We start from the raw sequence: 26,318 nt of genomic DNA, 5'->3' as shown, positions 1-26,318 counted from the left end.
ATCCCAGCCCTACGAGATCCCAGCCCTGCGCCGCCCCAGCGCCGTCCACACCCCGAGCCCCATCAGCAACGCGGTCCCCATACCGATACCGCCGGCCGCAAGCAACCTCATCGCGGTGTCGCCGTCCGTAGAAGTCCCGCCCTCCGCGGCCGCCGTCTGCCGACCTCGTGCCGTGACGTCGAAGACACCCTGTGGCTCGGACTCCCCCGCGTATCCGGGGCCGGCCGTCGACGCGCCCGTGACCCGCACGCGCAGGGTCAGGTCGAAGGGCCCCTCGCCGAATTTGTCGGCCACCTGCTCCGAGAGGTGCACGGCGAGGTAGTACGAGCCCGCGAACCGCATCCCGCTCACCCGGTCGGAAACGTCGTACCGGTTGGCGTACCCGACCGGCGGCAACGGTTCGAGTTCCGCCGCGCGCTGACTGCCGTCGTAGACCACGCTCGCGTCGTCGACGAAGCCGCGCACAGGGTTGTAGAGGGACACGACCAGCGCCCTGGCCACAAGGCCGTTGTCGTCGCTCGAACTGCCCAGCTCGGCGGTGGTGTAGAGCTGCTGCCCCCAGTCCACGGGCACCGCGTAGAACAACGTCTCCCCGGGCACGATGTCGTCGCGCCATACTCCCTGCCCCACCGGGGTCGCCCCGGCGAAGCCCGAGGCGCCCTGCCGAGACGTGGCCTCGCCGGTCGCCGCGGCGGGCGGGGCGGAGTCCCAGACCTCGGGCGCGCTCGTCTCACCGGCCTGCTTCAAGGCGGGCTCCGACGCCGTGGCGAGTTCCAGTCCCCAGGCGTCCGACGAGGACCCCGGTCGATGAACGCGCTCGACGAGTACGTAGTACGCCCCGGCGCTCTTGCACCGGGACCCGGCGCGCGAGGTGTCCCGTGCGCCCAGGGCGGTCAGAGGGTGGGGCCGGCGGTCCGTACCGACGCTGGCGGTGTCAATGGAACAGGAGTGGCTGTCGGCGTCCTGGACGGACACCTTGATGCCGTCGGTCGCGGAGACCGTCGTACCGGAGCCGGGGACGGCGGTGACGGACACGTACACGGTCGACGAGGCGTCGAGGTCGAGGCGGTAGTAGACCTTGCCATCGACGGGGAGGGAGCTCCGATACGTCGAACCGGGAGCCAGGGCCGTGGCATTTCCGGTGCTTGCCGAGCCGACGACGGACCGGCCGTTCGCGTCGAAGCCGTAGGAGTCCCATGGTCCGGCCGCGCGTGCGGACGGACCGGACACCATCGCCACCAGGCACAGCACCGCACCCACGACAGCGGCCCGCCGGAGGACGACGGTCACTCGCCCGGCAACCGTACGCAGAGGCATTGGCGGACAACCGTCCCCGTGCCGCCTCCACCCCGTACGCCGCCCCATGCCGCGCCACCCCACTCGTCGTTGCCCGGACCGTTCGACCGTGTGACCGTCGCCCATCCTGCCCCGCCGGACGGCACACCATCCGCGTAATCCGTACGAGCGTCCGAAACACCCGGTGCCGGCATGCGCGGCGCGGCGCGGCGACAGGCCCATGGCACAGGAAACGAGCCCTCGCAACACAAAACCCCGACCGCGAAGGCGGTCGGGGTCTGTTCAGAATCGGTCGGTACTCACGAACCCGTGGGCACGGAGTCAGTCGCCTCCGTCCACAGATCCTGCTCGGCGCGATCCGCCTGGATCTGGCGGTACACGAGGAGCCCGCCGATGGCGGCCAGTGCGACCAGGAGAAGCTTCTTCACCGCGCGACCTCGTCTTTCCTTGACGTAGGGGACCTCTGGCGCCCGACTATACACACCGACCGAGACCGATCGGTGACCTGCGTAGGGCCTCAACTTCCGTTCAGAACACCGCAGTACAAGCGGACCATGACTCTCCGATCAGAGGGTGATCACACCCACACAGACAGTGACTAATCGGTGCTATTTGCTCGCATCGCCTCATTCTCTCCCTTCTTGCACCCATCCGAGTGGTGTTCATCCGAAGATCGACGCGCCACGGGCGTCAGTCCACCACTTCGCCGCCCCCATACACATCATGAGGGAGTACGCAAATCGCCCAACCCGAAAGTGAGGGACCATGGCCCAGAACAAGGTCATGAACCTGTGGACCGCCTTCGTCACCGTCTTGCTCGCGCTGTGCACGGCGCTCGGACTCATCACGACGACCGCCGCCGCGGCTGTACCGCAGACCGAGTCGGCTCGCAACAGCACGACGGAGCCGGCGACACCATCGGTGATGTATCCCGGGCCCTTGCCCTGGTCCTACGCCAAGGACCTGCCCCCCACGATGAAGCAGCGCATCCGAGCCGAGGCCCACGGCAAGACCCCCAGTTGCCGCCACCGGCCGCCCACAGACACCGACACGGCGGCCTCGGCAGGTGATACAGCGGTTTCGGCAGATACAGCCTGCGACTCCGCCGCCACTCCGGACGAGCCCGCCACACCCCTTCAGCGCTGACAGCCCCGAAAGCCTTGAAAGCCTTGACGGCACTGAAAGTCCTGACAGCACCACCCGCGAGGCGCCCGAGGGGCGCTGCGGAGCCCCACAGATCTGCCACGCCTTCTCTCTCACGTCCCTGACGGAACGGCGATCTTGCGTACACGCCCTTGAGAAGGAAACCCTCAGCCCCCAGCCGGATATGGCTGGGGGCTATCTCTCCGCTGAGCCGCTCCTCTGAGCCACTTCTCTGAGGCGCTCCTCTAAGCCATTTCTCCGAGCCACTTCTCCGAGCCGCTCCTCGAGCCGCTCCTCGAACCTCTCCTCGGAACCTCTTCGCCGAGCCTGACGGCGCGGCGGTTGGTGTCAGCCGTACACGCCAGAGGCCCCCAACCGTGATCGGTTGGGGGCCTTCATGCTGGTGGGGCTAACAGGATTTGAACCTGTGGCCTCATCCTTATCAGGGATGCGCTCTAACCAACTGAGCTATAGCCCCGCCGCGCTTTGCGGTGTGTCCCGCGCGCTGACCCCTGAAGATTAGCGCACGACGTGGGCAGTCCCAAAATCGGTTCCCGGGGGACGGTCACCGACGTTTGGAGCGTGGTCACTCGTCCTCGGCCAGCGTCAGCTCAACGCCGCCGACGAAGCCGGCGGAGAGGTTGTAGATGAACGCGCCGAGCGTCGCGAGAGCCGTCGCGAGCACGACGTCGATGACCGCGATGATCGCCGTGAACAGCAGGACGTTGGGCAGCGACAGGAACGACTGCAGGTCGAAGCCGTTCGACTCGTTCGAGCCGGTCGCCTCCGAGATCGTGCCGCCGACCGTCGAGAACACGCCCATCGCGTCCATGACCATCCACAGCACCGCGGCCGCCACGATCGTGCAGATGCCCAGCGCGATGGAGAGCAGGAAGCTGACCTTCATCACGGACCACGGGTCGGCCTTGGCCACGCGCAGACGTGCCTTGCGGGTACGGGGCGTGGTGCGCGCGCCGGTGCGCGGGTGTCGTACCCCGGCGGCCTGCGCCTGCGTCGGGTACGCCTGCGGTGGGTGATAGGGCTCGGCGGGCTGCTGCGGCTGCCGTTCCCCCGGCAGCGGAGAGGCCGCGGCGGGTGGCGCGGGCCGGGCCGGCGGCTGAACCTGGGCGCCCGGAGCGGCCGCGGCCTGGCTCGCGGCGGTGGCGTGCCGCTGGGCCTGCGGACCTCGGGTGTCCGTCACAGTTCCCCCCTGGGATCCATGCGTGTCGGGCGAGCGCGACTCGGTCGCGGGAGACTTGATCGCCTGCAGGTTGGTCGTATGCGGGTCTGTCGCGTCCGCTGTGCGCGGATTCGCCGTGCGCGCGTCCGCCGTGCGCGCGTCCGCCGTGCGCGATTCTGTCGCTTTCGCGGCGGAGCCACGGCCGCCGCCGTCCGTCTCCGAACCGGTGGAAGGACCGGCTGAGGTTCCGGACGATCCGGCGCCCGTGGCTCCGCTCACGATTACTCTCTCCTCGTGCTACTCGGTCGAGGGCGCCTCACCCTCGTCCGTGCCGGTGGTCGCGACATCTTCGGCGGTCTCGTCGACGACGATGTCGCCGTCGACCTCCTCCGCCTCGCGTCCCGCCTCGGCGTTACGTGCGATGCCGACCACGGCATCGCGCTTGCCCAGGTTGATCAGTTGGACGCCCATGGTGTCACGGCCCGTCTCCCTGACTCCGCTGACTCGCGTACGAATCACACCGCCGGACAGCGTGATGGCGAGGATCTCGTCGGCCTCCTCGACCACCAGCGCACCGACGAGCGATCCACGATCCTCGACGATCTTGGCGGCCTTGATGCCGAGACCGCCGCGACCCTGGACGCGGTACTCGTCGACGGCGGTCCGCTTCGCGTACCCGCCGTCCGTAGCAGTGAACACGAACGTACCGGGTCGAACAACATTCATCGAGAGCAGCTGGTCGCCCTCGCGGAAACTCATGCCCTTGACACCCGAGGTGGCACGGCCCATGGGGCGAAGCGCGTCGTCCGTTGCCGTGAATCGGATCGACTGTGCCTTCTTGCTGATCAGGAGCAGATCATCCTCGGCCGAGACAAGTTCGGCTCCGATCAGTTCGTCGTCCGAACCGTCCTCCGTCTCACGGAGGTTGATCGCGATGACACCACCGGCGCGGGGCGAATCGTAATCCTTCAGAGGCGTCTTCTTCACCAGACCGCCCTTGGTGGCCAGCACCAGGTACGGCGCCACCTCGTAGGTGCGGATCGCCAGGATCTCGGCGATCGCCTCGTCCGGCTGGAAGGCCAGCAGGTTGGCGACATGCTGTCCACGCGCGTCCCGCCCGGCGTCCGGCAGTTCGTAGGCCTTGGCCCGGTACACCCGGCCCTTGTTGGTGAAGAACAGCAGCCAGTGGTGAGTGGTCGACACGAAGAAGTGGTCGACGATGTCGTCTTCCTTGAGCTTCGCGCCCCGTACGCCCTTGCCGCCACGCTTCTGGGCTCGGTAGTCGTCCGTCTTGGTGCGCTTGACGTAGCCGCCGCGCGTGACGGTGACGACGATGTCCTCCTCGGCGATCAGGTCCTCCATGGACATGTCGCCGTCGTAGGGCATCAGCATGGTCTTGCGGTCGTCGCCGAACTTCTCGACGATCGCGGCGAGTTCCGCGCTCACGATGCCGCGCTGCCGGACCGGCGAAGCGAGGATCTCGTTGTACTCGGTGATCTTCGCCTGGAGTTCGTCGTGCTCCTGGACGATCTTCTGGCGCTCCAGAGCGGCCAGTCGACGCAGCTGCATCTCCAGGATCGCGTTGGCCTGGATCTCGTCGATCTCCAGCAGGCCCATCAGGCCCGTGCGCGCGATGTCGACGGTGTCGCTGCGCCGGATCAGCGCGATGACCTCGTCGATGGCGTCCAGGGCCTTCAGCAGACCACGCAGGATGTGCGCCCGCTCCTCGGCCTTGCGCAGCCGGAAGCGCGTACGACGGACGATGACCTCGATCTGGTGCGTCACCCAGTGGCGGATGAACGCGTCGAGCGACAGCGTGCGCGGGACACCGTCGACCAGCGCCAGCATGTTGGCGCCGAAGTTGGTCTGCAGATCGGTGTGCTTGTACAGGTTGTTCAGCACGACCTTGGCGACCGCGTCCCGCTTGAGCACGATCACGAGACGCTGACCCGTGCGGGAGCTGGTCTCGTCCCGGACGTCCGCGATGCCGCCGATCTTGCCGTCCTTCACCAGGTCGGCGATCTTCTGCGCGAGGTTGTCGGGGTTGGTCTGGTACGGCAGTTCCGTGACCACCAGGCACTGGCGGTTCTGGATCTCCTCGACCGCGACGACCGCGCGCATGGTGATCGAGCCGCGGCCCGTGCGATAGGCCTCCTCGATGCCCTTGCGGCCCACCACCAGGGCGCCGGTCGGGAAGTCGGGGCCCTTGATGCGCGCGATCAGGGCGTCCAGGAGCTCCTCGTGCGAGGCCTCCGGGTTCTCCAGGTACCACTGGGCACCGGACGCGACCTCGCGCAGGTTGTGCGGCGGGATGTTGGTCGCCATACCGACCGCGATACCGGCCGAACCGTTGATCAGCAGGTTCGGGAAGCGGGCCGGCAGGACGGTCGGCTCCTGCGAGCGGCCGTCGTAGTTGTCCGTGAAGTCGACGGTCTCCTCGTCGATGTCACGGACCATCTCCATGGACAGCGGCGCCATCTTGCACTCGGTGTAGCGCATGGCCGCCGCCGGGTCGTTGCCCGGAGAGCCGAAGTTGCCGTTGGAGTCCACCAGCGGCATCCGCATCGACCACGACTGCGCGAGGCGGACCAGCGCGTCGTAGATCGAGGAGTCGCCGTGCGGGTGGTAGTTGCCCATGACGTCGCCGACGACACGGGCGCACTTGTAGAAGCCGCGCTCGGGGCGGTAGCCGCCGTCGTACATGGCGTACAGGACACGGCGGTGGACGGGCTTGAGGCCGTCCCGGACGTCGGGCAGCGCACGCGAGACGATGACGGACATCGCGTAGTCGAGGTACGAACGCTGCATCTCCGTCTCGAGCCCCACGGGCTCGACACGCTGGGCGATAACGCCGCCCTCTTCAGAGGTGACGGGAGTGTTCTCGTCGGCCATTGCTGGTGGGGATCCTTCCTGGTGCGGTCAGCTGAGACCGACTCAGATGTCGAGGAAGCGGACGTCCTTGGCGTTTCGCTGGATGAACTGGCGGCGCGCCTCGACGTCCTCGCCCATGAGGACCGAGAACAGATCATCGGCCTGGGCGGCGTCGTCGAGGGTGACCTGGCCGAGGACGCGGTGCTCCTGGTCCATGGTCGTGATGCGCAGTTCCTCGGCGTTCATCTCGCCGAGACCCTTGAAGCGCTGGATCGAGTCCTCGCGGACGCGCTTGCCGCGCTGGCGGCCCAGCTCGATGAGCGCGTCACGCTCCCGGTCGGAGTACGCGTACTCGGCGTCCTCCCGGCCCCACTTGATCTTGTAGAGCGGAGGGCGGGAGAGGAACACGTGCCCGGCCTCGACCAGCGGGCGCATGAAGCGGAACAGGAAGGTCAGCAGCAGGGTGTTGATGTGCTGGCCGTCGACGTCGGCGTCCGCCATCAGGATGATCTTGTGATAGCGCAGCCTCTCGATGTCGAAGTCCTCGTGAACTCCGGTACCGAAGGCGGAGATCAGCGCCTGGATCTCCTGGTTCTGCAGGATCTTGTCGATCCGCGCCTTCTCCACGTTGAGGATCTTGCCGCGGATCGGGAGGATCGCCTGGTACTGCGGGTTACGGCCGGACTTGGCCGAGCCGCCGGCGGAGTCACCCTCGACGATGAAGATCTCGCACTTGATGGGGTCGTTCGACTGGCAGTCGGAGAGCTTGCCCGGCAGCGACGCCGACTCCAACAGGCCCTTGCGACGGGTGAGGTCACGGGCCTTGCGGGCCGCCACGCGCGCGGTGGCCGCCTGGATGCCCTTGCGGACGATGTCCGCGGCCTCGACCGGGTTGCGGTCCAGCCAGTCGTTGAGGTGCTCGTAGACCGCCTTCTGTACGAAGGTCTTCGCCTCCGTGTTGCCCAGTTTGGTCTTGGTCTGGCCCTCGAACTGCGGCTCGCTGAGCTTCACCGAGATGATCGCGGTCAGACCCTCGCGGATGTCGTCACCCGTGAGGTTGTCGTCCTTCTCACGCAGCAGCCTCTTGTCGCGCGCGTACTTGTTGACCAGGTTCGTCAGCGCCGCGCGGAAGCCCTCTTCGTGCGTACCGCCCTCGTGCGTGTGGATGATGTTGGCGAAGGAGTACACGCCCTCGCTGTAACCGCTGTTCCACTGCATGGCGACTTCGAGGGAGAGGCTCTTGTCCTTGTCCTCGGCCTCGAGGTCGATCACCGTCGGGTGCACCGCTTCGCCCTTGCGGGAGTTGAGGTACTTCACGAAGTCGACGATGCCGCCTTCGTAGTGGTACGTGACGGCCTTGACCTCGGCGGTCTCGTCCGCGCCTGCCTCGTCCGCCCCGGAGGTGGCCTTCGCCGACTCGCGCTCGTCGGTGAGGTTGATCGTCAACCCCTTGTTGAGGAACGCCATCTCCTGAAAACGCCGCGAGAGCGTCTCGAAGGAGTACTCCGTGGTCTCAAAGATGTCCGCGTCGGCCCAGAAGGTGACCGACGTGCCGGTCTTCTCGATGGCCTCGTGCTTGACGAGCGGCGCCGTGGGGACGCCCATCTTGTAGTCCTGTGTCCAGCGGTGGCCGTCGGTCCTGACCTCGACGGCGACCTTCGAGGACAGCGCGTTCACGACGGAGACACCCACGCCGTGCAGACCGCCGGAGACCGCGTAGCCGCCGCCGCCGAACTTGCCGCCCGCGTGCAGCACGGTCAGCACGACCTCGAGGGCGGGTTTGCCCTCGGAGGCGACGATGCCCACCGGGATGCCACGGCCGTTGTCGATGACGCGTACGGCGCCGTCGGCGAGGATCGTGATGTCGATGGTGTCCGCGTGGCCGGCCAGCGCCTCGTCGACCGAGTTGTCGACGACCTCGTACACAAGGTGGTGCAGGCCGCGCTCACCGGTTGAGCCGATGTACATACCGGGTCGCTTGCGGACCGCGTCCAGACCCTCGAGGACGGTGATGGCGCTGGCGTCGTACGAGGCGGTGACCTCGCCGTTCGAGGCGGTGACCTCGCCGATCGAGGTTTTGGCCTCGCCGTTGGCGCCGGCGTCGGTGGACGGGATGTTCTCGTTGGGGTTGCCGGAATCGGCCACGAAGCGCCCTTTCTGGCACAGCACGAGCCAGGCTCGTCGGCGGGTTGCCGGAGCGGCTGCGGCATGTTGCGTTGGTAAGCCTTGATCAGCGTTGCTCAGCTTGTCCCGGACGGTCCCCACGTTTGGGGCGGGATTGGGTTCCAGTCTACCGGTAGCGCCGACAGTGATGGGGGTTTGCCGGTACCTGAGTCCTCATGTGGCGCCCTGAACCGGCATCTGCCGGGTCCCCATATACGGAGCGGGGCTCCAAGAGGCTCACAGCGGCACTCAGCGCTTTCGGCTGTCAACCCTTTGCTACTTGGGAGTCAGGTCGATGTGCGCAACCGCGTCCGGTTGCGCGACGGGCTCTCCGACGGCGCCGCCGATCACCGCAGATGTGAGGCAGGTCACCCGTAGGTGTCGCCGGGACCGGTGCTGCCGGGGGCGCGCAGCGGGCCGTAGCGGCGGGGGGCACCACCGGGACCGTTCACCTTGATCAACTTCACCGCGCCATGGCCGAGATCCTCGTTGAGGCGGGCGACCAGCGTCGGGGCGAGCAGGCGCAGGTTCGTCGCCCAGGCCGTGGAGTCACAGCGCACGACGAGGATCCGCTCGTCCTCGTCGTACTTCTCCGGCACGCAGTGCTTGGCGACGTCCTCGCCGACGATCTGCGGCCAGCGGCCCATCACGCCGCCCATCGCGGCCGGAGTCTCCCAACCGCGCTCGGTGATCAGCCGGTTGATGGCGGCACCGAACGCCATGGGGTCGCGCCGATCGGCGCGGGCGCCGGAACGCAGCCCGCTCCGCCGTGCCTGTTTCTTCTGCTGTGCCGCGTCCCCACGCGCGCGTGCCTGCTCCTTCGCCGCCCTGAGCGCCACGCGCGCGAGGTCGACACCGGAGGGTTCGGGCGCCTTGGCCTCGCTCTCGCTGGGGGCCTCGGCCGAGGGGCGTGCGGGCCGGGGCACGGGCTCGTCCGTGCTCATACGCGCTCCACCGCCCCGTCCGACACGGAGAACCGCGTCCCCGCCAGTACATGCGGCACGTCGTCGTCGACCGCGGCCGTCACCAGGACCTGCTCGCCCGGCGCGACCAGTTCCGCCAGACGTTCGCGGCGACGGGTGTCCAGCTCGGCGAAGACGTCGTCGAGGACCAGCACCGGCTCGTTTCCCTCGGACCTCAGGAGGTCGTACGACGCCAGGCGCAGCGCCAGCGCGTAGGACCACGACTCACCGTGGGAGGCGTACCCCTTGGCCGGCAGCTGACCGAGTTTGAGCAGCAGATCGTCCCGGTGCGGCCCCACGAGGGTGACGCCCCGCTCGATCTCCTGCTTGCGGGCCTCGGCGAGCGCGGCCATCAGCTGCTCGTAGAGGTCCTCCCGGGTGTGCGCCTCGCCCGGCGCGGACGGCTTGTAGTCGAGGGCCACCGGGCCGCCGCCGGGGGCCAGCTGTTCGTACGCCTTGTCGGCGAGCGGCTGGATCGCGGCGATCAGGTCAAGACGCTGGGCGAGCAGTTCGGCGCCCACGCGCGCGAGGTGCTGGTCCCAGACCTCGAGCGTGGACAGGTCCATGGAGCGACCACCGTGCCGCCGGGCGAGCGCGGCCGACTTCAGCAGGGTGTTGCGCTGTTTGAGGACCCGCTCGTAGTCGGAGCGGACGCCGGCTATCCGCGGAGAACGGGCGGTGATCAAGTCGTCGAGAAAACGGCGCCGCTCCCCGGGGTCGCCCTTCACCAGGGCGAGGTCCTCGGGCGCGAACAGGACGGTCCGTACGATCCCGAGCACGTCCCGCGGCCTGACCTGCGAGGACCTGTTGATGCGGGCCCGGTTGGCCTTGCCGGGGTTCAGCTCCAGCTCGACCAGTTGCTGCCGCTCGCCCTGCTTGACCTGCGCCCGGATGACCGCGCGGTCGGCGCCCATGCGGACCAGGGGGGCGTCGGAGGAGACGCGGTGGCTGCCGAGGGAGGCGAGGTAGCCCACCGCCTCGACCAGGTTCGTCTTGCCCTGCCCGTTCGGGCCGACGAAGGCGGTGACGCCCGGGTCGAGCGCGACCTCGACCCGGGTGTACGAGCGGAAGTCGGCCAGCGACAGATGCGTGACGTGCATGGTCGTTCGCCGACCTCCCCCAGGGTTTGTGGACCGCTGAGCAGCCCTGTGGATTACTTCTTCTCGACCGCGTGGCCACCGAACTGATTGCGCAGCGCGGCGATCATCTTCATCTGCGGAGAGTCCTCCTGGCGCGACGAGAACCGCGCGAAGAGGGAGGCCGTGATCGCGGGCAGCGGCACGGCGTTGTCGATGGCTGCTTCCACAGTCCAGCGTCCCTCGCCGGAGTCCTGTGCAAAACCCTTCAGCCCGCCCAGGTGTTCGTCCTTGTCAAGGGCGTTCACCGCGAGGTCCAGCAGCCAGGAACGGATGACCGTGCCCTCCTGCCAGGAGCGGAAGACCTCCCGGACGTCGGTCACGGAGTCGACCTTCTCCAGCAGTTCCCAGCCCTCGGCGTAGGCCTGCATCATCGCGTACTCGATGCCGTTATGGACCATCTTCGCGAAGTGGCCCGCGCCGACCTTGCCGGCGTGCACCGCGCCGACGTCGCCCTCGGGCTTCAGCGCGTCGAAGATCGGCTGCACCTTGGCGACGTTCTCCGCGTCACCGCCGTACATCAGCGCGTAGCCGTTCTCCAGCCCCCAGACGCCGCCGGAGACGCCGCAGTCGACGAAGCCGATACCCTTGGCCGCCAGCTCCTCGGCATGCCTCTCGTCATCCGTCCAGCGGGAGTTCCCGCCGTCCACGAGGACATCACCCGGCTCCAGTAGCTCGGCGAGCTCGTCGACGGTCGACTGGGTCGGGCCACCGGCCGGGACCATCACCCAGATCACGCGCGGGCCCTCGAGCTTGCCCACAAGCTCTTGAAGGCTGTGGACATCGGCGAGGTCCGGGTTGCGGTCGTATCCGATGACGGTGTGGCCTGCGCGGCGTATCCGCTCGCGCATGTTGCCGCCCATCTTGCCGAGGCCGACGAGACCGAGCTCCATCAGTTGTTCCTTAGGTTTTGCGAGGTGGCGTGACGGCACATGCGTGCCGCGGCACTTTCGTACCTGCGTCCGAGCCTAGACCCGGACGCTCGCTCACATCTGTGGGCATACGCGCTCAAACGTATGCCCCGACCTGCGGGTTCTCCGACGGGCGTGATCAGCCGCTCAGGCGCACCGGCATGATCAGGTACTTGTAGGCCTCATCCGCCTCGGCGTCCAGCGCGGGCTTGCCGCTCAGCAGCGCGGGCTTCGTGGACGTCGTGAAGGACAGCTGGGCCACCGGGGAGTCGATGGCGCTCAGGCCGTCCAGCAGGAAGGTCGGGTTGAAGGCGATCGAGACGTCGTCGCCCTCCAGCTGTGCGTCGACTCGCTCCACAGCCTGTGCGTCGTCGCTGGAGCCCGCCTCCAGGATCAGCACGCCCTGCTCGAAGCTGAGTCGCACCGGCGTGTTTCGTTCGGCGACCAGGGCGACGCGCTTGACGGCCTCCACGAAGGGGGCGGTCTCGATCACGGCGATGGAGTTGAACTCTGTCGGGAACAGCGAACGGTACTTCGGGAGGTCGCCCTCCAGGAGGCGGGTCGTCGTACGACGCCCTGCACCCTCGAAACCGATCAGGCCCTCGCCCGCACCCGAACCGGAGAGCGCCAGGATGACGCTGTCGCCGCTCGTGAGGGCCTTGGCGGTGTCCAGGAGCGTCTTGGCGGGCACCAGGGCCACCGCGGACGCCTCCGGGTTCTCCGGCTTCCACAGGAACTCACGGACGGCGAAGCGGTAGCGGTCGGTGGAGGCCAGCGTGACGGTGTCGCCCTCGATCTCGATGCGCACGCCGGTGAGGACGGGCAGCGTGTCGTCGCGTCCGGCGGCGATGGCGACCTGGGCGGCGGCGGCGGCGAAAACCTCACCAGGGACCGTGCCCGTGGCGTTCGGCATCTGCGGCAGGGCCGGGTACTCCTCCACCGGCAGGGTGTGGAGTGTGAATCGCGAGGAGCCACAGACCACCGTCGCCCGTACACCGTCTGTGGAAATCTCCACCGGGCGGTTGGGGAGGGCGCGGGAGATGTCGGCGAGCAGTCGGCCCGAGACCAGGACCGTGCCCTCCTCGTCGACCTCCGCCTCCACGGAGACCCGCGCCGAGACCTCGTAGTCGAAGCTGGACAGGCTCAGCTGGCCGTCCTCGGCCTTCAGCAGAAGGCCGGCGAGGACAGGCGCCGGCGGACGGGCCGGGAGGCTGCGAGCTGCCCAGGCCACTGCCTCCGCGAGTACGTCGCGTTCCACCCGGATCTTCACTGTTGCCGCCTCCTGCTGTTGCCGGCGCTTCTCGGCCTGCCTGGCTTCGTCGTCTGTCGTGGTGTCGTCGGTCCCTGTGAGGGGGAAGTCACCGGGGAACAGTCTGACGCACGGCACTGACAGTAGGTGCCTCTCGGGTCAAGTCGTGACGAGGGGCAGTCGGGGGCCGGAGAGCAAGTTGTGCACAGGACCCCCTTCGAAACGGATTCCTAGCTCTCTCTAGTTGGGAGTAGTAGTAGGGGCTGTGGATACCGTGGATAACCTCGTTTTCGCAGGTCAGCCCGGAAATTTTGTCCACGGGCCCTGTGGGCGGAGACGGTGGACAACTGGGCCTGTCTGTGGAGAACGGAAAGTTCTGCACACCCCATGCACAGACTGAGGCAAGTTCTCCCCAGCGTCGTCCCCAGCTTTACCCGGCTTTCCCACAGCCCGGCCCGGCACCTTCGTGTGACGCCTTTCACTCGACTCGGTGATCAGGCGCGTCGCGTTGCCGAACAGTGGACAGTCATGTGGAGAAGCCGGAGATCGCTGGGGACAACCGCCCTCAGCCTGTGGGTCGGCAGTGGACAACTCGATGCACAGGCTGTGGATCACCGCTCTGTCCACAGCCTGTGGAGATCGTTCGTCCACCAATCCACAAGTACCTGACCTGGCCTGATGGTCTTTCACCAGTTGAGGCTGTGGACACGATCTGGACAACTTCCCAGTCCCCAGGGTGTGGACGCGAAAAAGTAGCCAAATCTGTGGAGAGAGGCCGTAACCCCGCAGGTAATCGAACAGAGGGCAAGCGCCGCATGAAGAAGGGCGCCCCCGCAACTCCTCCGGGGACGCCCTCAGCGACGGGTATCTGCGGCCGTCAGCCGTTCTTGATGCGGTTCGTCAGCTCGGTGACCTGGTTGTAGATGGAGCGTCGCTCGGCCATCAGATTGCGGATCTTGCGGTCCGCGTGCATGACGGTCGTGTGGTCCCGGCCACCGAACAGCGCGCCGATCTTCGGCAGGGAGAGGTCCGTGAGCTCTCGGCACAGGTACATGGCGATCTGGCGGGCTGTGACGAGCGCGCGGCCGCGCGAGGTGCCGCACAGGTCCTCGACCGTGAGTCCGAAGTAGTCGGCCGTCGCGCTCATGATGGCCGTGGACGTGATCTCGGGGGCCGAGTCCTCGCCGCCGGGGATCAGGTCCTTCAGGACGATCTCGGTCAGGCCCAGGTCCACCGGCTGCCGGTTGAGCGACGCGAACGCCGTCACCCGGATCAGCGCGCCCTCCAGCTCGCGGATGTTGCGCGAGATCCGCGAGGCGATGAATTCCAGTACCTCCGGCGGGGCGTTGAGCTGCTCCTGCACCGCCTTCTTGCGCAGGATCGCGATGCGCGTCTCCAGCTCGGGCGGCTGGACGTCGGTGATCAGGCCCCACTCGAAACGGTTCCGCAGCCTGTCCTCCAGGGTCACCAGCTGCTTGGGCGGCCGGTCGCTGGACAGCACGATCTGCTTGTTGGCGTTGTGGAGCGTGTTGAAGGTGTGGAAGAACTCCTCCTGCGTCGACTCCTTGTCCGCCAGGAACTGGATGTCGTCGACCAGCAGGATGTCCATCTCGCGGTAGCGCTTGCGGAAGCTGTCGCCCTTGCCGTCGCGGATCGAGTTGATGAACTCGTTGGTGAACTCCTCCGAGCTCACATAGCGCACGCGGGTGCCCGGGTAGAGGCTGCGCGCGTAGTGCCCGATGGCGTGCAGCAGGTGCGTCTTGCCGAGACCTGACTCCCCGTAGATGAAGAGCGGGTTGTACGCCTTCGCCGGCGCCTCGGCGACGGCCACCGCGGCCGCGTGGGCGAAGCGGTTGGACGCGCCGATGACGAACGTGTCGAAGAGGTACTTCGGATTCAGGCGCGCGGTCGGCTCACCGGGGCCGGTCGCCGGCGCGGGCTGCGCGGCCAGCGGGCCGGGGGCGCCGTTGGCGGGCAGCGAGGAACCGACCGGGCCGCCCCGGTGGACGCGTCCGGAGCCGGACGGGCCGTCTGGCCGGTCCCGGCGGCCGTCGCGTGGGTCGTAGTCGCCGCGCGATTGGTCGTACTCCGACCGCTTGTCGTAGTCAGGGCGCTGGTCGTAGTCCGGACGCTGCCCGTCGTACGCGGAGCGCTCCGTCGGCTGCTGACGGTAGTCCTGGCCGTAGGAATCCTGCGACGGGGGTCGATAAGGGTCCTGTTGCGGGGGCCCATAGGAGTCCTGCGGAGGCGACGCGTACGGGTCACGTTCCGGAAAGCCGAGCCGCTGCTGCTGCCAGCTGTACTCGTCCTGCGGCGGACGCGGCCAGGAGCCGGGCTCCGGGCGCTGGTACTCGGAGGGGTAGGCGGGGCGGGCGGTCGGGAGCTGGTCCGGCCGAGAAGGGTGGGACGGGTGGGACGGGTGGGACGGGTGGTCGCGGTCGCCCTGAGGCCCGGGCCGCTGCTCGGAGCGGCCCGGCATGTGGTCGTCGGCGCGGTGGCGGCCGTATCCCCCCTCGTACTGGGCGGGAGGGAGCTCAGGCTCCTCGTAGCGTGACGGAGGCCGGCCCGGCGCCGCCGGTGTGGGCGCGGGCTCGCCCGCCGAGTCGTCGACGGTGATCGCGATCCGGATCGGGCGACCGCACTCGCGGCTCAGCGTTTCACTGACAACCGGCGCGAGGCGTCCTTCGAGCACGCCTTTCGCAAATTCGTTCGGCACGGCGAGCAGGGCGGTGTCCGCCACCAGAGCCAGGGGCTGGCAGCGCCGGATCCAGTGTTCGTCCTTGGTCTCGACACCCTGCCCTCTTCCGTCACCGAGAAGTTGCTCCAGTACTCGTGGCCACACTGCGGCAAGATCGGCAGGTACATCAGCCACAGGGCACGCTCTCTCATGGGTCCCACGAACGTGTGGTTCGGGACGGGTCGGGATTCAAATGGGGCGGGGCAGGTGCAAGGGAACGAATCAGAGTTCAGCCACGGTAGTCAGGGCGACGGGTACGGTTCAAGTTGTTGTCCCCAGGCTGTGGATAGTGTCTCCCGGTGACCCCTGGTTTGACCGGATGGCGTAGCCGCGCGTACCGTAACCAGGTCGAGTTGTCGATGGCTGCTGCCGCCTGCCTCCGATGGGCACAGATCATTTGGGTGATCGGTCAGCGGTGCACTCGGGCGTAACGCGAGCTACTCGTGGGCGCACGGTGACAGCCAGGACGGCACCCCGAAAACCCCGATTTATCTCTGGAGCCCTCGAGTGAGCAAGCGCACCTTCCAGCCGAACAACCGTCGTCGCGCCAAGACCCACGGCTTCCGCCTGCGGATGCGCACCCGTGCCGGCCGCGCGATTCTTGCGAACCGCCGCAGCAAGGGTCGCGCCAGCCTGTCCGCCTGATCCCGATCAGGTCATGACGTCGTGCTGCCTACCGAGCATCGGCTGAGGCGGCGCGAGGACTTCGCGACCGCGGTACGACGGGGCCGTCGGGCTGGACGCCCGACTCTCGTTGTCCACTTTCGTAGCGGTGCCACGGACCCGCACGCGCCTGGGGAGAGCGCTTCCCCAACGCGTGCGGGTTTCGTTGTCAGCAAGGCCGTGGGCGGTGCGGTGGTGCGTAACAAGGTGAAGCGCAGGCTTCGTCATCTGATGCGCGATCGAGTCGCCCTGCTGCCCCCCGGTAGCCTGGTAGTCGTACGAGCGTTGCCCGGCGCGGGTGACGCCGACCACGCACAACTGGCCCGAGACCTGGACGCCGCCATCGAGCGGCTGCTGGGAGGGGGCGCGCGATGAAGTACCCGCTGCTGGCGCTGATCAAGCTGTACCAGTGGACCATCAGTCCGTTGCTCGGGCCGGTGTGCAAGTACTACCCGTCGTGCTCCCACTACGGCTACCAGGCCATCGACCGCCACGGTGCAGTCAAGGGAACGGCACTCACGGCCTGGCGCATCCTGCGATGCAATCCGTGGTCGCTGGGCGGTGTGGACCATGTCCCGCCGCGCAAGCGTCCGCGGTGGCACGAAATGCTGCGTAACGCCTGGCGTGCACGCAAGGGCGGGCCCTCCTCCGCCGAACCGGCCACCGAGGGGCAGGCTCCTACGAGCCCGGCCGCAGAGACCCCGTCCCATGCCCAAGGAGCATGATTAGTGGACACGATTGCCAGCTTCTTCAGCTTCATCACGACACCTGTCTCCTGGGTCATCGTCCAGTTCCACACGGTGTACGGGTCGATTTTCGGCCCTGACACGGGGTGGGCCTGGGGCCTGTCCATCGTGTCGCTGGTGATCCTGATCCGCATCTGCCTGATCCCGCTCTTCGTGAAGCAGATCAAGGCGACCCGGGCCATGCAGACGCTGCAGCCCGAGATGAAGAAGATCCAGGAGCGCTACAAGAACGACAAGCAGCGTCAGTCCGAAGAGATGATGAAGCTGTACAAGGAGACGGGCACCAACCCGCTCTCCTCGTGCCTTCCCATCCTGGCGCAGTCACCGTTCTTCTTCGCCCTGTACCACGTGCTCAACGGCATCGCGAACAACGAGACCATCGGTGTCATCAACACGAGCCTGCTGCAGAGCGCTCAGAAGGCGCACATCTTCGGCGCCCCGTTGGCCGCGAAATTCACCGACAGCTCCGCGGACGTCGTCGCGCTCGACGCGTCGCTGACCACCGTCCGCATCGTGACCGCGGTCATGATCATCATGATGTCGGCGTCGCAGTTCTACACGCAGCGTCAGCTGATGACGAAGAACGTCGACACCACGGTGAAGACGCCGTTCATGCAGCAGCAGAAGATGCTGATGTACGTCTTCCCGGTCATGTTCGCCGTCTTCGGCATCAACTTCCCGGTCGGTGTCCTCGTCTACTGGCTGACCACCAACGTGTGGACCATGGGCCAGCAGATGTACGTCATCCACAACAACCCCACCCCGGGTTCCAAGGCCCAGGCCTCGTACCTGGAGCGTCTGTACAAGCACGTCACTCACCACGGCAAGACGCGCAGCCGTGGTGAGAAGGCCATCGTCAAGGCCATCGTGGCCAAGGGCCGCGACCGTAACGAGTTCGAGCGCAAGTTCATCAACGGCCTGAACAAGGCGGGCCTCACGGCCCAGGCGGACGGCACCGTGGTGAGGGGCGAGGGCCAGGCCGAGGCTGCCCAGGCCGAGGACGGCACGTCGACGAGCGCCGCCGCCCCCAAGAGGCAGCAGCCCAAGCGGCAGAGCAAGTCCCAGCGCCAGTCCGGAGCCGCGAAGGCAGCCGGCGAGACCACGTCGCTGAGCAAGTCCGACGAGCCCGAGGACGCCCAACCCGCCGCCAAGAACGCCCCGCAGAAGCCTGGTGGGGGCACCCGCAGCAAGGCCCAGTCCGGACAGCGCAAGGGCCCGCAGCGGCCCAAGTCCCCGTCCAAGAAGTAAGAAGGAGTCCATCCCGTGACGGAAGGCACCACCTCCGCTGCTGCCGAGGGTGCAGACACCCTGACCCGCCTGGAGCAGGAGGGCGAGATCGCGGCGGACTACCTCGAGGGTCTGCTGGACATCGCCGATCTCGACGGCGACATCGACATGGACGTCGAGGCCGACCGAGCCGCTGTCTCGATCGTCAGCGACACGAGTGGCCGTGACCTGCAGAAGCTGGTGGGTCGGGACGGCGAGGTGCTGGAAGCCCTGCAGGAGCTCACGCGCCTGGCCGTGCACCGGGAAACCGGCGACCGCAGCCGACTGATGCTGGACATCGCGGGCTACCGTGCCCAGAAGCGCGCAGAGCTGTCCGAGCTGGGTGCCAAGGCCGCCGCCGAGGTCAGAAGCTCGGGCGAGCCTGTGAAGATGAAGCCGATGACGCCGTTCGAGCGCAAGGTCGTGCACGACGCGGTCAAGGCCGCCGGCCTGCGCAGCGAGTCCGAGGGCGAGGAGCCACAGCGCTTCGTCGTTGTGCTTCCCGCCTGATCGGTCCGTACGTTCCTCCGGCCCCGTCTGTTGCGCAGGCGGGGCCGAAGTTTGTCAGCCTGATAGTTCTGGTGTCGGCGCCCGGGCGCCGTGCCGTACGGAAGGACGGTCCCCCGTGACGGAGGCAGCGGAGCTTCCCCCCGCGCCCGAGCAGGCGCGCGAGGTCTTCGGTGATCGCTTCGTAGACGCGGTCCGCTACGCGGAGCTGCTCGCTGAGGCGGGTGTGAAGCGCGGTCTGATCGGGCCGCGTGAGGTGCCCCGCCTGTGGGAGCGGCATCTGTTGAACTGCGCGGTGCTTTCGGAGGTCGTACCCGAGGGCGTGACGGTGTGCGATGTCGGCTCGGGCGCCGGTCTGCCCGGCATCCCACTGGCGCTGGTCCGGGAGGACCTGAAGATCACGCTGCTGGAGCCCCTGCTGCGGCGTACCAACTTCCTGACTGAGGTCGTCGAGCTGCTGGGACTGGACCATGTGACGGTCGTCCGCGGGCGGGCCGAAGAGGTGATGGGCACCATCACGCCCGTCCATGTGGTGACGGCACGGGCCGTGGCCCCGCTGGACCGTCTGGCGACCTGGGGCATTCCCCTGCTGCGGCCGTACGGGGAGATGCTCGCGCTCAAGGGCGACACCGCCGAGGAGGAGCTCAAGAGCTCGGCGACGGCGCTGAGCAAGCTGGGTGCCGTCAAGACCTCCATCCTGCATGTCGGAGAGGGCGTGGTCGATCCGCTGTCCACGGTGGTGCGAGTGGAGGTCGGCGAGAGCCCGGGGGGTGTGCGGTTCGCGGCCAAGCGAGCCAAAGCAGCCCGCACGGGACGGGCACGTCGACGTCGCGGGTAACCGCTCGAGGGTCCGGCGCGCTCCGTCCTGACGGTGAGACGTACTCCACACAAGCTGCCAAACCTACGCATGCGGAGTGTCGCGACAGTTCGGGCCCTGTTCGCTGTGCATCGTGTTTCACGTGAAACGTCGCTCACTGCTGCACGGCATCATCAGTCGGGGCCGGGCTGCGGCCGAACCCCGCGACCGGAAGCCCCTCGGTTCACTCCGAGAGGGTATGGAGTTGTCCACAGAGGTGGATTTCTCCACAGAACAACAGGCCTCACTGGTTCACCACCCCGAAGGCATGGGAGGCTCTGTTCATTGCGAGCCTGAAGTCGAGGAGAGTGAATCGTTGCGGTCCGACGCCAACATCGCGGGACCGATGACCGATCCGGTCCCCGGTCCCCGTACCGAGTCGATGGGGGAGGATGTTTCACGTGAAACACCACCTCCGATGGACGACACTCCGATCGGTCGTGCTGCCCAATTGGCGGTAGAGGCTCTGGGTCGTGCCGGCGAGGGTCTGCCGCGTCCTGAGCAGACCAGGGTCATGGTGGTCGCCAACCAGAAGGGTGGGGTGGGCAAGACGACGACGACCGTCAATCTTGCCGCTTCGCTGGCTCTGCACGGTGGCCGTGTGCTCGTGGTCGACCTCGATCCGCAGGGCAACGCCTCCACGGCGCTGGGTATCGACCACCATGCCGAAGTCCCTTCCATCTACGACGTGCTGGTCGACAGCAGGCCGCTCTCTGAAGTCGTTCAGCCGGTCCCCGATGTTGAGGGACTCTTCTGCGCCCCCGCCACCATCGATCTCGCCGGTGCGGAGATCGAACTGGTGTCACTGGTGGCCCGCGAGAGCCGGCTGCAGCGAGCGATCCAGGCTTACGAGCAGCCGTTGGACTACATCCTCATCGACTGCCCGCCCTCGCTCGGCCTGCTGACCGTCAACGCGCTGGTCGCCGGCCAAGAGGTACTCATCCCGATCCAGTGCGAGTACTACGCACTGGAGGGCTTGGGTCAGCTGCTGCGTAACGTCGACCTGGTGCGGGGGCACCTCAACCCCGCCCTGCATGTGTCGACCATCCTGCTCACCATGTACGACGGCCGGACGCGCCTCGCGTCTCAGGTAGCGGACGAGGTGCGCACCCACTTCGGCGACGAGGTGCTGCGGACGAGCATTCCCCGCTCGGTCCGTATCTCCGAAGCGCCGAGCTATGGACAGACGGTGCTGACCTACGATCCAGGATCGAGTGGTGCACTGTCTTATCTTGAGGCGGCACGAGAAATCGCGCTGAGGGGTGTCGGTGTCTCCTACGACGCGACACACGCGCACATCGGCGCACAGAGTGACCCGAATATGGTGGAGGGGATCCAGTGAGTGAGCGACGGAGGGGGTTGGGCCGTGGTCTCGGCGCACTGATCCCTGCTGCCCCGACGGAGAAGCAGGTGACTCCGACCGCGGTAGGGGGCGCTGCTTCGACGTCCCCGGCAGCGGTGCCCGTACTGACCACAGACCGTGGGGTGGCCGCGGCGAAGGTGGCCACGCTGCCGCCTGTTTCACATGAAGCCGAGGAGCCGTCGGCGAGCGGTTACACGGAGATGCCGGCGGCTCCCGTGGGCGCCCACTTCGCGGAGCTCCCCCTCGACTCCATCACGCCGAACCCGCGACAGCCACGTGAGGTCTTCGACGACGACGCGCTCCAGGAACTCGTCACCTCCATCCAGGAGGTCGGTCTCCTCCAGCCTGTCGTCGTTCGGCAGATCGGTCCCGCGCGCTACGAGCTCATCATGGGCGAGCGGCGCTGGCGGGCCTGCCGTGGTGCGGGGCTGGAAGCGATCCCGGCGATCGTACGAGCCACCGACGACGAAAAGCTTCTCCTGGATGCCCTCCTGGAGAACCTGCACCGGGCGCAGCTGAACCCACTGGAGGAGGCCGCCGCCTACGACCAACTGCTGAAGGACTTCCACTGCACGCACGATCAGCTGGCGGACCGCATCGGTCGCTCCCGCCCGCAGGTCTCCAACACTCTGCGTCTGCTGAAGCTCTCGTCGGCGGTCCAGAAGCGGGTGGCCGCCGGCGTGCTTTCGGCGGGACATGCCCGGGCGCTGCTCTCCGTCGAAGACTCGGAGGAGCAGGACCGGCTGGCCCATCGGATCGTTGCCGAGGGGCTCTCGGTCCGTGCCGTCGAGGAGATCGTGACCCTGATGGGCTCGCGGCCACAGAAGGCCCAGCGGTCCAAGGGGCCTCGGGCCGGTGCCCTGGTCTCACCGGCGCTCACTGACCTCGCGACCCGCCTCTCGGATCGCTTCGAGACACGGGTGAAGGTCGATCTCGGTCAGAAGAAGGGCAAGATCACCGTGGAGTTCGCCTCCATGGAGGACCTGGAGCGGATCATCAGCAGCCTTGCTCCCGGAGAGGGGCCGGTTCTTCAGAAGAGTCTTCTGGACGGCGGCGCCGAGGAGACGGAGGACTGATCCTCCGGCCGCGGAACGACCTCTCAGCGGTCGACAGGGCGGGCTGTGTCCGATGTGTACGGGACACGGCCCGTCCTTTGCTTTCAGGCGGTATCGGTGGAATCGCATCGTGGATACGATGCGTTCGGGTATGGCGCATCCACCCGGCAGCACCTCTGAGGGGAGGGCAGGGGCAATGCGAACGGTGAGCCGCACCGGACTGGTGAGCGCGGGCCTTGGGCTGGGCGCGGTCGGCGGCTTCGTCGGCAGCCTGCTCAGGGAACGGAGCGCTCTGACTGCCGCCCGCGACGCGGCGGGCGAAGGAAGCGAGGAACAGCCTTCATGGGCCGCCGGCTCGTACCGCTCACGCTGGACAACCTTCAGGACCTTCCCAGGCGCTGTCGCGCGTGTGTCTTCTGGGAGTTGGACCCAGTCAGCGGCGAAGCCGCGGTAAAGGCGGGAACGCCCGCCCTGGAGAAGGAAGCCTGGATCTCCGCTGTTCTGTTGGACTGGGGATCCTGCGGCAGAGTCGTGTATGTGGACGACGTACCGGTGGGCTTCGTGCTCTACGCCCCTCCGGCCTATGTCCCTCGCGCGACGGCGTTTCCCACGAGCCCGGTCTCGCCCGATGCGGTGCAGCTGATGACCGCGTTCATCATGCCGGGCTATCAGGGGCAGGGGCTTGGGCGCGTGATGGTGCAGACGGTTGCCAAGGATCTGTTGCGGCGGGGCTTCAAGGCCATCGAGGCGTTCGGCGACGCACGCTGGAAGGAACCGGGCTGTCTGTTGCCCGCTGACCATCTTCTGGCGGTGGGCTTCAAGACCGTCCGGCCGCATCCCACATATCCGCGCCTGCGACTGGAGTTGCGGACCACGCTCTCCTGGAAGGAGGACGTGGAGATGGCGCTCGACCGGCTACTGGGGGCAGTTCAGAAGGAACCGGCACTGCGTCCGCTCTAACGCGATGGGGCCGGCCCTTCCGGGTCGGCCCCATCGCGTTTCACGTGAAACATCACTCGGCGATGAAGTCCTCGAGGTCGCGGACGATCGCGGCCTTCGGCTTGGCGCCGACGATGGTCTTGGCGACCTCGCCACCCTGGTAGACGTTCAGCGTCGGAATGGACATGACGCCGTACTTGGCGGCCGTACCCGGGTTCTCGTCGATGTTCAGCTTGACGACCTCGATCTTGTCACCGTACTCGGTGGCGATCGCCTCAAGGGACGGCGCGATCTGGCGGCACGGACCGCACCAGGCGGCCCAGAAGTCCACCAGCACGGGCTTGTCGCTCTTGAGGACGTCCCTCTCGAAGGAGTCGTCAGTCACATTCTTCAGGGTGCCGGCCACGGCGGGCTCCTTAACTGGTTGTGCGTGGGGTGGGTAGGGGGTCAGACGGAGGTCTTCTCGGGCTCGGCCTTCTCCTCGTCCGCGAGGGCGGCGAGGAACCGCTCGGCGTCGAGGGCGGCCGAGCAGCCGGTGCCGGCTGCGGTGATGGCCTGACGGTAGGTGTGGTCGACCACATCGCCCGCGCCGAAGACACCGGTCAGGTTCGTCCGCGTGGAGGGCGCCTCTACCTTCAGGTAGCCCTCTTCGTCCAGCTCCAGCTGTCCCTTGAAGAGTTCGGTGCGCGGGTCGTGGCCGATTGCGATGAACAGGCCGGTCACCGGGAGGTCCGAGAGCTCGCCGGTCTTGAGGTTGCGCAGCTTCAGACTTGCCAGCTTCTGGTCGCCCTGTACCTCGGCGACCTCGCTGTCCCATACGAACTTGATCTTCGGGTCGGCGAAGGCGCGTTCCTGCATCGCCTTGGAGGCACGCAGGGTGTCACGGCGGTGGACGATCGTCACGGACTTGGCGAAGCGTGAGAGGAAGGTGGCTTCCTCCATCGCGGTGTCGCCGCCGCCGATCACGGCGATGTCCTGGTCCTTGAAGAAGAAGCCGTCACAGGTGGCGCACCAGGAGACACCGCGACCCGAAAGGGCGTCCTCGTTCGGCAGACCGAGCTTGCGGTGCTGCGAACCAGTGGTGACGATGATGGCCTTGGCCTTGTGGACGGTGCCGGCGGTGTCGGTGACGGTCTTGATCTCACCACTCAGGTCGACGGCGACGACGTCGTCCGGGAGGAGCTCGGCGCCGAAGCGCTCGGCCTGGGCCCGCATGTTGTCCATGAGCTCGGGGCCCATGATGCCGTCCTGGAAACCCGGGAAGTTCTCCACCTCAGTGGTGTTCATCAGCGCACCACCCGCGGTGACGGCGCCCTCGAACACCAGCGGCTTCAGCGACGCGCGCGCGGTGTAGAGCGCCGCCGTGTAGCCGGCGGGCCCGGAGCCGATGATGATCACGTTACGGACGTCGGTCACGGCTTGATTCCTCGTCTCTGGACAGCGTCGTAGAACCGGGGGAGTTCCTCTCGGAACTCTCACCCCACCCAACGGATCCTAAGGGTCGCGCATTCCCGCTGTGTCCGGGCACACGCAGACGCGACACCGCTCGGGACACCACGCAAAACGAAGGGTGGAGCGTGCGCTCACGGGGCGGGGTGCAGGACTCGCTCTGGAGAGCGCTCAGGACTGCGGGTAGGACTGCTTCAGCAGAACCTCGGCCTTGCCGACGGACGGGTCGGCCACACAGGCCGTGTCCATGATGTAGGCCATCACGCGGGAGGTGTCGGACGCGTCGGGGAGCAACACGAGCAGGGCGTCCATTCCCTTGTAGGTCCCGGGCTCGCTCGCGAGTGCCGAGTCGCCGCGACCGATGCCCTTCTGGACGCAGTCGGGGACCGGGATGGGGTCCTGCAGGATCTTGGGCCCGTCGCCCGGGACGGACTCCGCGCCCAGGGTGTGCGGCGAGCGGGACCCGCTTCCTCCGCTCCGATTGGTGGCCAGCAGATCGGAGACCTGCTTCTCCAGGTTGCCCTCAGCGAAGGTGTCAGCAGAGGTGGACTGCTCCCCACGTGCCTCGGGACCGGACGGCTTGCCGTCGTTCATGGAGGACAGCAGCGCGGAACCGAATCCCAGGGCAGCGGCCGTGAATACGGCCCCCAGGACGACACTCCTGCGTCGATTGCCCTTCTTACGCTTACGCCCCGGCCCGGTTGTCGAGGTACGGGCGTGGCCCGAGGGACGGTCGGGTGTCGCCGACGTTTCACGTGAAACATGCGCGCTGTCGTCCGAGGCCGTGGTGGAGACGGACTGGATTGTCGCGGCAGCCGGCGGCTGCGGGTCCACGGCCTCGGGCGCCGTGGCGTGCAACAGGGCCTCCGCTGCGAGGGCGGCGTCGATTCGACTGGCGACGTCGGCGGGCATGCGCGAGGGTCCCGGCAGGGTTCCGAGCAGTCCGCGGATCTCCTCCAGCGAGGCGTAGACGTCCGCGCAGAGTTCGCACTCGTCCAGATGCCGCCGTACGTCCGCGGTCCGCGACGGTTCGAGCAGGCCCTCGGTGAGGTCGGAGATTTCCGCGACGTCCGGGTGCCCGGCCGTCTCTGTCGTGGATGTCACGCTCGCCCACCTCCGCCCTTCACAGCAGCTGAATCGCTTGACCCTGCCTCCGGGGGACCCGCCTCACGCGGTCCCGCTGCGGGTGGGACGGATGTCCCCTGCGTCCGGTTCCGCCCCGCGCCCGCTTGTCTGCCGTCACCGGTGCTTTCCGGCCGTAGGTGGGTGAGGAGGGGCAGGAGTCTGGCTCGGCCTCGGGCACAGCGACTCTTCACCGTCCCGGTCGGCACGTCGAGCAGGCGGGCGGCTTCCGCGACCGGGTAGCCCTGCATGTCCACCAGGACGAGCGCGGCCGCCTGGTCGGGCGGAAGGGTGCCGAGCGCCTCCAGCAGCTGACGGTGGAGATCATTGCGCTCCGCGGGTGCCGAGGCCGACTCGTGCGGCTCCAGCAACTGCTCCAGGCGCTCGGTGTCGTCGACGGGGGACGTCTTGCGGGAGGCCGCCTTGCGGGCACGGTCCAGACAGGCGTTCACGGTGATCCGGTGCAGCCAGGTCGTGACGGCCGACTGGCCCCGGAAGGTGTGGGCGGCCCGGTACGCCGACACGAGGGCGTCCTGGACGGCGTCAGCGGCCTCCTCGCGGTCCCCCAGCGTCCGCAGAGCGACAGCCCACAGCCGGTCGCGGTGCCGGCGCACGATCTCGCCGAACGCCTCGGGATCGCCTTCTACGTGGAGAGCCAGGAGGTCCTGATCGCTCGTGTCGCCGTACGCGGTGTCATCTGCCAT

At 67.6% G+C, this 26,318-nt stretch carries 24 protein-coding genes and 1 tRNA gene; 10 read left to right on the top strand and 15 right to left on the bottom strand.

Annotated elements, in window-relative coordinates:
- Positions 1-9: 9 nt before the first annotated feature.
- A complete protein-coding gene (locus AB0H86_RS04165) occupies positions 10-1,290 on the bottom strand; it encodes a hypothetical protein (RefSeq protein WP_362432713.1) in 1,281 nt (426 codons plus the stop codon).
- A gap of 305 nt (positions 1,291-1,595) precedes the next feature.
- Positions 1,596-1,724, bottom strand: coding sequence for a DLW-39 family protein (locus tag AB0H86_RS04160; RefSeq protein WP_003999697.1), 129 nt, complete (start codon positions 1,722-1,724; stop codon positions 1,596-1,598).
- Between the two features lie 337 nt (positions 1,725-2,061).
- Here AB0H86_RS04160 and AB0H86_RS04155 point away from each other — a divergent pair, with 337 nt between their 5' ends.
- Positions 2,062-2,442, top strand: a complete 381-nt coding sequence (locus tag AB0H86_RS04155) for a DUF6344 domain-containing protein (protein ID WP_362432710.1) — start codon at positions 2,062-2,064, stop codon at positions 2,440-2,442.
- A gap of 398 nt (positions 2,443-2,840) precedes the next feature.
- Here the strand turns inward: AB0H86_RS04155 and AB0H86_RS04150 are convergent.
- The 9 genes from AB0H86_RS04150 to dnaA form a co-directional block, all read right to left on the bottom strand.
- Positions 2,841-2,917: transfer RNA gene (locus AB0H86_RS04150), tRNA-Ile, on the bottom strand.
- 108 nt (positions 2,918-3,025) lie between these two features.
- Positions 3,026-3,898 (bottom strand): DUF3566 domain-containing protein, encoded by an 873-nt coding sequence (locus tag AB0H86_RS04145; RefSeq protein WP_362432708.1) that lies wholly within the window; start codon positions 3,896-3,898, stop codon positions 3,026-3,028.
- 18 nt (positions 3,899-3,916) lie between these two features.
- Entirely contained in the window at positions 3,917-6,511 is a 2,595-nt protein-coding gene (gene gyrA / locus AB0H86_RS04140) for a DNA gyrase subunit A (RefSeq protein ID WP_362432706.1), read from the bottom strand.
- A gap of 42 nt (positions 6,512-6,553) precedes the next feature.
- On the bottom strand, positions 6,554-8,659 hold the full coding sequence (gene gyrB, locus AB0H86_RS04135) for a DNA topoisomerase (ATP-hydrolyzing) subunit B (protein ID WP_362432704.1): 2,106 nt from the start codon (positions 8,657-8,659) through the stop codon (positions 6,554-6,556).
- A gap of 362 nt (positions 8,660-9,021) precedes the next feature.
- Positions 9,022-9,597, bottom strand: a complete 576-nt coding sequence (locus AB0H86_RS04130) for a DciA family protein (RefSeq protein WP_362432702.1) — start codon at positions 9,595-9,597, stop codon at positions 9,022-9,024.
- Complete coding sequence (gene recF / locus AB0H86_RS04125; protein WP_362432699.1) at positions 9,594-10,715, bottom strand: DNA replication/repair protein RecF; 1,122 nt, start codon at positions 10,713-10,715, stop codon at positions 9,594-9,596. The genes AB0H86_RS04130 and recF overlap by 4 nt, the downstream gene beginning before the upstream one ends.
- Positions 10,716-10,768: 53 nt before the next feature.
- On the bottom strand, positions 10,769-11,644 hold the full coding sequence (gene gnd, locus AB0H86_RS04120) for a phosphogluconate dehydrogenase (NAD(+)-dependent, decarboxylating) (RefSeq protein WP_362432697.1): 876 nt from the start codon (positions 11,642-11,644) through the stop codon (positions 10,769-10,771).
- Between the two features lie 157 nt (positions 11,645-11,801).
- Positions 11,802-12,932: a DNA polymerase III subunit beta gene (gene dnaN, locus AB0H86_RS04115; protein WP_362432695.1), complete on the bottom strand. Its 1,131-nt coding sequence runs from the start codon at positions 12,930-12,932 to the stop codon at positions 11,802-11,804.
- Positions 12,933-13,788: 856 nt separating this feature from the next.
- A complete protein-coding gene (gene dnaA / locus AB0H86_RS04110; RefSeq protein WP_362432693.1) occupies positions 13,789-15,783 on the bottom strand; it encodes a chromosomal replication initiator protein DnaA in 1,995 nt (664 codons plus the stop codon).
- Positions 15,784-16,155: 372 nt separating this feature from the next.
- Here dnaA and rpmH point away from each other — a divergent pair, with 372 nt between their 5' ends.
- The 9 genes from rpmH to AB0H86_RS04065 all read left to right on the top strand — a co-directional run bounded on the left by rpmH (position 16,156) and on the right by AB0H86_RS04065 (position 23,064).
- Positions 16,156-16,293 (top strand): 50S ribosomal protein L34, encoded by a 138-nt coding sequence (rpmH, locus tag AB0H86_RS04105; RefSeq protein WP_005482975.1) that lies wholly within the window; start codon positions 16,156-16,158, stop codon positions 16,291-16,293.
- 21 nt (positions 16,294-16,314) lie between these two features.
- Positions 16,315-16,686: a ribonuclease P protein component gene (rnpA, locus tag AB0H86_RS04100; protein ID WP_362432691.1), complete on the top strand. Its 372-nt coding sequence runs from the start codon at positions 16,315-16,317 to the stop codon at positions 16,684-16,686.
- Positions 16,683-17,036 (top strand): membrane protein insertion efficiency factor YidD, encoded by a 354-nt coding sequence (gene yidD, locus AB0H86_RS04095; RefSeq protein ID WP_362432689.1) that lies wholly within the window; start codon positions 16,683-16,685, stop codon positions 17,034-17,036. The genes rnpA and yidD overlap by 4 nt, the downstream gene beginning before the upstream one ends.
- A 3-nt stretch (positions 17,037-17,039) precedes the next feature.
- Positions 17,040-18,305 (top strand): membrane protein insertase YidC, encoded by a 1,266-nt coding sequence (yidC, locus tag AB0H86_RS04090; protein WP_362432687.1) that lies wholly within the window; start codon positions 17,040-17,042, stop codon positions 18,303-18,305.
- A gap of 15 nt (positions 18,306-18,320) precedes the next feature.
- Positions 18,321-18,833 carry a R3H domain-containing nucleic acid-binding protein gene (locus tag AB0H86_RS04085; RefSeq protein WP_362432684.1) on the top strand — a complete coding sequence of 171 codons (513 nt, stop codon included), beginning with the start codon at positions 18,321-18,323 and terminating at the stop codon, positions 18,831-18,833.
- 115 nt (positions 18,834-18,948) lie between these two features.
- A complete protein-coding gene (rsmG, locus tag AB0H86_RS04080; RefSeq protein WP_362432682.1) occupies positions 18,949-19,668 on the top strand; it encodes a 16S rRNA (guanine(527)-N(7))-methyltransferase RsmG in 720 nt (239 codons plus the stop codon).
- Positions 19,669-19,954: 286 nt separating this feature from the next.
- Entirely contained in the window at positions 19,955-21,028 is a 1,074-nt protein-coding gene (locus AB0H86_RS04075) for a ParA family protein (RefSeq protein WP_362433655.1), read from the top strand.
- Positions 21,025-22,125 (top strand): ParB/RepB/Spo0J family partition protein, encoded by a 1,101-nt coding sequence (locus AB0H86_RS04070; RefSeq protein WP_362432680.1) that lies wholly within the window; start codon positions 21,025-21,027, stop codon positions 22,123-22,125. Before AB0H86_RS04075 ends, AB0H86_RS04070 begins: the two co-directional genes overlap by 4 nt.
- Positions 22,126-22,446: 321 nt before the next feature.
- On the top strand, positions 22,447-23,064 hold the full coding sequence (locus AB0H86_RS04065; protein ID WP_362432678.1) for a GNAT family N-acetyltransferase: 618 nt from the start codon (positions 22,447-22,449) through the stop codon (positions 23,062-23,064).
- Between the two features lie 52 nt (positions 23,065-23,116).
- Here the strand turns inward: AB0H86_RS04065 and trxA are convergent, their stop codons facing one another.
- From trxA to sigM, 4 genes are all read right to left on the bottom strand, one after another.
- Positions 23,117-23,449 (bottom strand): thioredoxin, encoded by a 333-nt coding sequence (trxA, locus tag AB0H86_RS04060; protein ID WP_362432675.1) that lies wholly within the window; start codon positions 23,447-23,449, stop codon positions 23,117-23,119.
- A gap of 41 nt (positions 23,450-23,490) precedes the next feature.
- The gene (trxB, locus tag AB0H86_RS04055) at positions 23,491-24,459 is read right to left on the bottom strand and encodes a thioredoxin-disulfide reductase (RefSeq protein ID WP_362432673.1); all 969 of its coding nucleotides are present in this window, start codon (positions 24,457-24,459) and stop codon (positions 23,491-23,493) included.
- A gap of 204 nt (positions 24,460-24,663) precedes the next feature.
- Positions 24,664-25,596, bottom strand: coding sequence for a hypothetical protein (locus AB0H86_RS04050; protein WP_362432670.1), 933 nt, complete (start codon positions 25,594-25,596; stop codon positions 24,664-24,666).
- The gene (gene sigM, locus AB0H86_RS04045) at positions 25,593-26,318 is read right to left on the bottom strand and encodes an RNA polymerase sigma factor SigM (protein WP_362432667.1); all 726 of its coding nucleotides are present in this window, start codon (positions 26,316-26,318) and stop codon (positions 25,593-25,595) included. Before sigM ends, AB0H86_RS04050 begins: the two co-directional genes overlap by 4 nt.

The sequence above is a fragment of the Streptomyces sp. NPDC050997 genome, from assembly GCF_040660135.1.
Classification (GTDB): Bacteria; Actinomycetota; Actinomycetes; order Streptomycetales; family Streptomycetaceae; genus Streptomyces.
The sequence above is the reverse complement of the archived record's forward strand: the minus strand, read 5'-3'. Positions and strand labels throughout refer to the sequence as shown.